Here is a 7313-nt window from a genome sequence, read left to right on the forward strand (position 1 = left end):
CGGCAGTCACCGCGCCCGGTTCACCAGGGCGCACCGACCGACCGAGGTACCCGCTCCACCACCGCCACCGAACCACCCCGATACACCCGCAAAACCGCAGGTCAGACCCCAAAAACGTGTGACCAGCGCCATCAGAAAAGCACCGATGAAGCACCAAAAAGACATCGAAAAATCATCAAAACAGATGTAAACTTGAGGCATGAACAACCACGGGAACGACCATCGCCCCGCCGGTCTCCTGCTCGATGTCTACCGCGCCCACCACAACGGCGACTGCACCAACGGCGGTATCAGCGCCGCCGCCGACACCCTTCTTCTGGTCGGCGTCCTCGACGAGCGCCGCGCCCGCACGGGCCGCATCGCGCCACTGCCATCCGGCTGCACCCCCCACGGAGCGCGAAGCCACGTCGGCGGCCGCGAGCAGATCAGCCCCACCGTCGCCGTGCAGCTTCGCCGCTACGCCTTCATCGAAGGCAGCCATGCCGCTCTGGTCGGAGTCGAATGGAACGCCGACCATCGTCGGTACGAACTCACCGAGTCGGGGCGAGTGGTGATGTTCGGAGGCAACTACGCCGGAACCTCCGACTCGAGACTGGGCGAGCTGTCCGAACGGTATCTCGGCCACCGATCCATGATCCTGCCCGTCCACGACCGCATAGAAGACTGAACCAACGGCCCCGCCCCGGCGGGGCCGCTGTCATTGCATGGAAACCCCAGCTCAGAGCGTAAAAAGTGTGACAGCAGTCACCAGAAAAGCACGAGAAAAGAACCAAACAAACATCGAAAAAGCATCAAAACAGATGTAAACTTGAGTCATGAACAACGGAAGCACCGCCGAATTCGCCACCCTCGACCCCGCTGACCTGCTCACCGACTCCAACATCCGCCATGACCTGCGCCTGACCGATGCCTTCCGCGAGTCGATCGCAGAGCAAGGAGTTCTGACCCCCATCACCGTGTGCCGCACCGCCGCCGGACCCCTGCGCGTGCTCACCGGCCACCGCCGCACCGCCGCAGCCCTCGAGGCCGGACTGGCGCAGATCCCCGCCCTCATCGTCGGCGACGAAGGCGATGGCACCGCCGCTGCCGTCGAACGCCTCGTCACCCAGTGGAGCGAGAACGAACACCGCGCCGCGATCACCAACGGCGAGCGCCTGGCACTGTTCGAGACCCTGGCCGACCACGGACTCACCTCCACCAAGATCGCCCGTCGCACCAAGGCGCCCCGCACCGAGGTCGAGGCGGCCCTGACCCTGCGCGACACCGACCAGCGCGACGCTGTGCAACGAGGCGAGCTGACCATCGAACAAGCCGCCGCCCTCGCCGAGTTCAACGACGATCCCGCCGCCGTCCGCCGCATCGAGTGGGCCATCGGCAGCGGACGACTCGACCACGCACTCTCCGCCGAACGGTTGCGCCGCACCGAACGCAACGCCGCACTGGCCCGCGCCGAGGCGTACCTCGCAGAACACTCCATCGCCGCCGTGCCGCTCGGTGCTCTTCACGAGCGAGTGGGGGAGGGGACCAGCCATCTGGTCGAGCGCGTCACCGACGAAGAAGGCAACACGCCCGCCATCGAAGAAGTCGCCGCCCTCGGACACCTCGGGCTGTACGTCTACAGCTGCACCACCTATTTCGACCGCGAGAGCGGCGACGAGATCGACCCGGATTTCATCGTGGACGAGCTGCCCGACGGCGATGCCCGCGAAGACTGGATGATTCCCCGCGAGAACGTCGTCGAAGACCACGAGACCACGCTGTACTGGCACGTCGTCAATATCGAAGACACCCCCTGGCGCACCTGGTGGGGACACCGCCGCCCCGCCGAGTCCGAACAGGAACAGAGTGCCGAGGACCGCGCAGCTCAGCGGCGCGAAGTGATCGAGAACAACCGCGAATGGCGAGCCGCCACCGAGGTCCGCCGCAAGTGGATCGCCCAGCAGACCACCCGCAAGACCGCCCCCAAGGGCACCGCCTCATTCATGGCAACAGTGCTGAGGAAGTGGCCCCAGATCCCCGCCGCCTATCACGCCCGCACCCTGGCCGAACAGATGCTCCCCACGTCCGACACTCTCGCGAAGCTCGCCAGCGCCACCGACCCCCGCGCCCTGGTCCTGCTGCGCGCCCACATCCTCATCGCCCTCGAGTCCCAGGTCGGCGTCGAGCACTGGCGCAAGCCCACCGACCTGTCGCAGTTCTACCTGCGCGCCGTCGAAGCCCAGGGCTACACCCTCGCCGACATCGAGCGCCGCGCCGCCGGACTCGACCCCCTCGACGAGCAGTAACGCCCCTTCCGGTGGGCCGGTCGTATCGGCCGCCCACCGGGCCGGACCACTCGCCGGGTGCCGGCCTCCGGCACGCATGGCCGTCGACCGGGGCATCGAACCCCGGTCGACAGCTCTGGCACGGCCCTCATCTATTCATCACAAAAGAATCAAAAAACAACCATAAAATCATGTAAAAATCATCGAAAAGGCTTCACAAAGCATGTCAATTAAGCGACAATGGACGAGTGCCTGGGTAAACCCCGTCGAGCCGAAGGAGCGTCGCAATGATCGTCTGGACCGTCACGCTGGCCGCGCCCACCGTCGCGCGCTCCGATTCTGGCTGCACCTTCACCCTCGCGGCCGCCGCCTCCGACGCCGCCGAAGCAGCGCGCACGCTCGCGCTCGCTTACGGTGCGCCCGCCGGTAGCGCAGTCACCATCACCATCGACGGAAGCGTCATCGCTCGCGCCGTCATCGGCCATTCGGCCATCGGCCACCCCGACCCGACTCCCGTGCTCGACATCGCCGACGCCCTCGACGAACGGATCAGCGCATGACCGTAACCGACCAGACCGATCTCGACCGCTACCTCAGCGCCGACGAGTGCGCGCCCCCAGACGCCGACACTGAAACCCTGCTGCTGTGCGCGCTGCTGTTCTCCACCCGCGCCGCGGCCGCCGGCATCGTGGACCTGCTCACCACCGACGACTTCCACCAGCCACTCCACGCCGAATTGTTCGACGCCATCGCCGCACTGATGAGCACCGGCCAACCCCACGACCCCGCAATGGTCCTGGCCCACCTTGAGCGCCACGGCCAGCTCGCCAGTCACCACGGCCGCCGACTCGCCTACGCCCTGACCGCCGCCACCACCGCCGGTGCCGACCCCACCGCCGCGCCCTACTACGCCCATGCCGTCATCAGCGCCGCTTACCGCCGCAGCTTTCGCACCGCCGGAGCCGCCATCACCGAAGCCGCCGAAAACCTGCCCGAGCACGACCTGTTCGACCACATGGTCGCCATCGGTCGCACTCAACGCACCGCCACCCGCCGGCTCGAGCACGTTCGCGCCCGTATCGGCGCTACGCCTACCGTCGGAAACATCAAGTAGACATGGCGATGGGGGAGGGGAGCCTGCCTCCGCTCTGACAGTCCGACGCTCGCGAGGGGGAAACCATGACCGACAAGGAAAACCACGATCAGACACTCCGAGAGATATTCGCCCCACACGGCGAAGAAGCTCTCAAGAACCACATTGCCCAGAACATCCGCGCTGCCAACGCAATGGCAGGCAAGTTCGACATCGAAGACCCCTGCACAATCATCGACAGGCTCGAGGCCGGTGAAACGCTCGACGATCTGATCAACGAGCTCCTCCCGCACAGCGAGGACGCGGAGTGACCGCATCGGCCGCCGAATCCGAGGGCTACATCCCCGGAACCGACGTCCGAATCAACCTTCTCGGCATCACCGATGCACGCCTACTCGAACGCATCGAGGACCGAGCCTTCGCGGCTGGGATGTACGAGTTCGCGCAGGTCCCATCGCCCGAGAAGTTCACCGGCGATTTCCTGCGAGAGATCCACCGGCGCGGTTTGTATCGCGTGTACTCATGGGCCGGCCAGTACAAGACCGTGGCCACCACGCAGGGGAACCTTCCGATCACGCACTCGAGCCCGGAGGACGCCGCCACCGACGTCGAGGAACTGTTCGCCGACCTCGCCGACGAGAACAACCTGACCGGACTCGATCACCGCACCTTCGTCAGCCGCCTCGCCGACTACTGGGCACGCATGACGGAAATCCATCCCTTCCCCGACGGAAATTCTCGAAGCCAATTCGAGCTGTTCCGGCGCGTCGCCATCAAGGCCGGATGGGTGATCGACACCGATCGCGTCGATCTCGCTGCATTGTCCGCAGCCCGCTACGTCACCGCGGAGAGCGGAGACCCCAGACTGCTCGCCGATGTCCTCGCGCCCGCCGTCGTGCCGGCCACCGGCTACGCACCCATCGAGCCTGCGCCCGGCCGACCCGTTTTTTCCCTGGTCAGCCACCTGGCGATGATGCGCGACTACGACCGCGACCGCAGTGGCACCTACACCGCCACTGAGACATTTCGCGAGGTAACCCGAGAGCGATCCTTGAGCGGAGCCGAACTCGACAACGCTCACGCCCTGGTCCGCATCGGCCTGAACCTGGCCGAACGCACCGACTACGGCCCCGAACACGATGCCGCCGTACGCCGGATCCTCGAGGGCACCTCCACCCTCGCCGCCGAACGCGCCGCCGCAGCACTACCCGAGCCGAACCACCGCTACAAGGACCTGTTCGACCCCGCAGCAGGCAAAAACACCATGCGCTACGACACCGGAGCCCCGGTCAACGCCTTCGACGAGCGCGACCCCGCCCGGCTGCGCCGCCTCATCACCTGGGAGTTGGCACTACGAACCGCCGACTACCTCGCCCACCGCGAAATCACCGGTGACGGCAGCGAACTACACGCAAGTGTCATCCACCGTGAGCTGCACACCGACTTCATGCCGATCATCAGCGACACTCCCGCCTACACCAGCCCGGTGATCGCCGCCCCGGACGAGGACACCCTCACCGACCCCCACCAGCTCGGACGCCACATTGCCGCCATCCAGGAGGAAACCGAAGGCGTCCAGTCAGTCGCCGTCGTACTCATGACCGACCAGCTCGTCCACGACCGCCCCGACCGCACGATCGACTGGCGCACCATCGACCCCGAAGCGCTCCGTGCCGCCACCCACGCAGCGAACTACCACGACGATCCCCCCGAAGGCATCGAACCGGACCCTGCCCTCGAGGACGCCATGCGAGTTGCCGGCAGGGAAGCCTTCGCCGCCGAACTCGCCCGCGCCACCACCACTGAGCTCCCCGCCGCCGCCCCGGACCTCGGCACCGTCGACGCCGCGCAACGGTACGAGAGGCACTGGGATGTGCTGGCCCACCGCAGCTACGCCCTGCTGGAGAATTCCCCGGAACGCAACGAGACCTACGAGCCGCTGACCACCGCAATCCAGGCGGACGAGGAACCCCGTCACGCCACGTCGACCAGGACCGACGATGCCCCAGAGGAAGCGAAACCGAATCCCGCCGACGGCGAGCCGCACCGGAATCTCACGCATGCCGACGAGGTGGGGGAGGAGCAGGGCCCGCTCTCAACAGTGAAGGCCCTCCACGGACCACCGCAGGTGCACCACACACCACCACAACCGAACAGCCGACCTCCGGCCATGCATGAACACCAACCACCCACACCCGATCTGCACCTCGGGCCGCAGCTATAGGGCCTACGAGGCGTGAAGGTGTCGGGTAGCCGAGAGAGATACGTCAGCCGCGCGCAGTGGCACTCTGCGAATCTGCTCCACAGACCGCTCAACGAATACCGCAGCAGACAGAAATGAAGAAAAAACCGAATCAGTACGAGATCCGGCTACCGCCGACCTTCCAACGTGGAGAGCAGAACGAACTTCGTACTCATCAGATCGAACGCCTCCTCGCTGTCCCCGGCGACGAGAAGTTCCCGCTCACGGGCGTGCAGCGCCGCAATTGCGGTCTCGAGGTCATCGTCGGTCATCGCATCGGCGGCGTCGCCGATCGCTCGCGTCCTGTCCTCCACGCCGCCGAGAGTAGCCACGGTGTCGTCCGCTGCACGCACAGCCCGGCAACAGAAAGGCGATGGTCCCCGGCGGAGGGCGCCGGGGACCATCCTTCGACCCGTCAGGGAATCACTCACCTGTCGGGGAACTCGTGGGATTGCAGCGGTCACCGTAGCGGAAGGGCGTATCGGCACCAAACGGGTGAAGCGAGAGCGACCGGCAGGAGGAAGGAACTTTCGGAGTCAGTTCTCGACGGCCACGAGATCGGTCAGACGCGCCGGCCACGGATACGTGAGCGGGCTGTCGGCGTCGACCTCGATCATGGCCAGGCCGGTGTCCTCATCGATGTCCTTGACGGTGAACACGAACGTGCCGCGTGTGCTGACCTTCACCTGATCGCCAGGCTTCATGGTGGTGCTGTCTCCGATCGACACGACAGAACGGGACGTGTCGTTTTCCCAGTTCACACCACAATTTCAGCGAAGCTAAATGTTCTGGATCCTGGTGGGTCGCCGCGTCTGCGATCCGGCCGGCTCGCTCGCCTCCCGAGCCGGGTCGCGGCGGCTCCTGCGTCTGTCTGGGCGGGCCACTGCACCCCGGAGAACGGTGGCCCCGTATGGGGCGGAACGAGGATTTCCGCATCGCAGACGGGTGCACAGATAGGTGCGGTGTCCGGTCGCTCCCGGGGGGCGCAGGGCTGTCGCGCAGGTGCACGGTGTCCACCCACGACCACCCGGTGGGGTCCCAGTCGGTGGCCCGTGCGGGCACCGTTTCGGTGCGCGTTCGTAGGACACCACACCGCAGATTTTCGCACATGTGTTCGACTCGGGCGTTATGGTCGGTGGGCGGCAGGTCGACGGAGGGACGCGAGAGCGGACTTCGGGAAGCATCGGCCTGCCGCATCTTTCCGCAGGAAACCCAGCGTCGAGAGCGGGAGAACCTCCGATACCGGGCACCTTCGCACCGGCCTGCACACCCGCCTCGGCCGCGGTCCCTGCCGTCCATGAGGCGGGGGGGAAGTGGGTCCGCCGGCACCGTCCTGCCCCTCGAACGACCGGGGATCGACCAGGCTGCCACCCGCGTCCTCGCGACGATGACATCGCCGGTGACCACCGCGGCCCCCCGGTCCATGGTGGAGGGAGCAGTCGACGAGGTGCCCGGGGGCGCGGAAGCCTCCGGGAGGTGCGCCGACGGCAGGGGCCGATGTTCTGGTCGGAGCATCGATCCCCACCATTCGTAACGTACGTATCATGATACGTACGTTACGAATGGTGTTACGATGCTGGATACGGAACGTCATCGGGTCGGGAGGGCGAGGTCATGGCCGAGGAAGCCAGAGGGGGACGGCGCCGCGAATACGCCACCGACGCCGAGCGGGTACGGGCCTGGCGGCAGCGCCAGAAAGACAAGGCCCGCGCCC

Annotated in this window: 8 protein-coding genes; 6 read left to right on the forward strand and 2 right to left on the reverse strand. The window is 66.3% G+C overall.

Going from position 1 to position 7313, the window contains the following annotated elements; all coding sequences use genetic code 11:
- Window positions 1–199 precede the first annotated feature (199 nt).
- From AIIKEEIJ_RS10855 to AIIKEEIJ_RS10880, 6 genes are all read left to right on the forward strand, one after another.
- Window positions 200–667 (forward strand): hypothetical protein, encoded by a 468-nt coding sequence (locus AIIKEEIJ_RS10855; RefSeq protein WP_161995627.1) that lies wholly within the window; start codon window positions 200–202, stop codon window positions 665–667.
- A 148-nt stretch (window positions 668–815) separates the two neighbouring features.
- Window positions 816–2285 (forward strand): ParB/RepB/Spo0J family partition protein, encoded by a 1470-nt coding sequence (locus AIIKEEIJ_RS10860; protein ID WP_119699179.1) that lies wholly within the window; start codon window positions 816–818, stop codon window positions 2283–2285.
- 266 nt (window positions 2286–2551) lie between these two features.
- On the forward strand, window positions 2552–2824 hold the full coding sequence (locus tag AIIKEEIJ_RS10865) for a hypothetical protein (RefSeq protein ID WP_059175158.1): 273 nt from the start codon (window positions 2552–2554) through the stop codon (window positions 2822–2824).
- Complete coding sequence (locus tag AIIKEEIJ_RS10870) at window positions 2821–3378, forward strand: DnaB-like helicase N-terminal domain-containing protein (RefSeq protein WP_059175159.1); 558 nt, start codon at window positions 2821–2823, stop codon at window positions 3376–3378. Before AIIKEEIJ_RS10865 ends, AIIKEEIJ_RS10870 begins: the two co-directional genes overlap by 4 nt.
- A gap of 65 nt (window positions 3379–3443) precedes the next feature.
- Window positions 3444–3668, forward strand: a complete 225-nt coding sequence (locus AIIKEEIJ_RS10875; protein WP_059175160.1) for a hypothetical protein — start codon at window positions 3444–3446, stop codon at window positions 3666–3668.
- Window positions 3665–5581, forward strand: a complete 1917-nt coding sequence (locus AIIKEEIJ_RS10880) for a Fic/DOC family protein (protein WP_119699177.1) — start codon at window positions 3665–3667, stop codon at window positions 5579–5581. Before AIIKEEIJ_RS10875 ends, AIIKEEIJ_RS10880 begins: the two co-directional genes overlap by 4 nt.
- Window positions 5582–5727: 146 nt before the next feature.
- Here the strand turns inward: AIIKEEIJ_RS10880 and AIIKEEIJ_RS10885 are convergent, their stop codons facing one another.
- Complete coding sequence (locus AIIKEEIJ_RS10885) at window positions 5728–5913, reverse strand: hypothetical protein (protein WP_119699176.1); 186 nt, start codon at window positions 5911–5913, stop codon at window positions 5728–5730.
- A 222-nt stretch (window positions 5914–6135) separates the two neighbouring features.
- The gene (locus tag AIIKEEIJ_RS10890) at window positions 6136–6327 is read right to left on the reverse strand and encodes a hypothetical protein (protein ID WP_059175162.1); all 192 of its coding nucleotides are present in this window, start codon (window positions 6325–6327) and stop codon (window positions 6136–6138) included.
- Window positions 6328–7313 lie beyond the last annotated feature (986 nt).

It is taken from the genome of Rhodococcus sp. YH1, assembly GCF_009939605.1.
In the GTDB taxonomy this organism is placed as follows: Bacteria; Actinomycetota; Actinomycetes; order Mycobacteriales; family Mycobacteriaceae; genus Rhodococcus; species Rhodococcus aetherivorans.

Bases quoted from the DNA above. Each gene is read 5' to 3' on its own strand.
- AIIKEEIJ_RS10870 (WP_059175159.1), top strand. From the start codon at position 2,821: ATGACCGTAACCGACCAGACCGATCTCGACCGCTACCTCAGCGCCGAC.
- AIIKEEIJ_RS10860 (WP_119699179.1), top strand. From the start codon at position 816: ATGAACAACGGAAGCACCGCCGAATTCGCCACCCTCGACCCCGCTGAC.
- AIIKEEIJ_RS10865 (WP_059175158.1), top strand. From the start codon at position 2,552: ATGATCGTCTGGACCGTCACGCTGGCCGCGCCCACCGTCGCGCGCTCC.
- AIIKEEIJ_RS10855 (WP_161995627.1), top strand. From the start codon at position 200: ATGAACAACCACGGGAACGACCATCGCCCCGCCGGTCTCCTGCTCGAT.
- AIIKEEIJ_RS10875 (WP_059175160.1), top strand. From the start codon at position 3,444: ATGACCGACAAGGAAAACCACGATCAGACACTCCGAGAGATATTCGCC.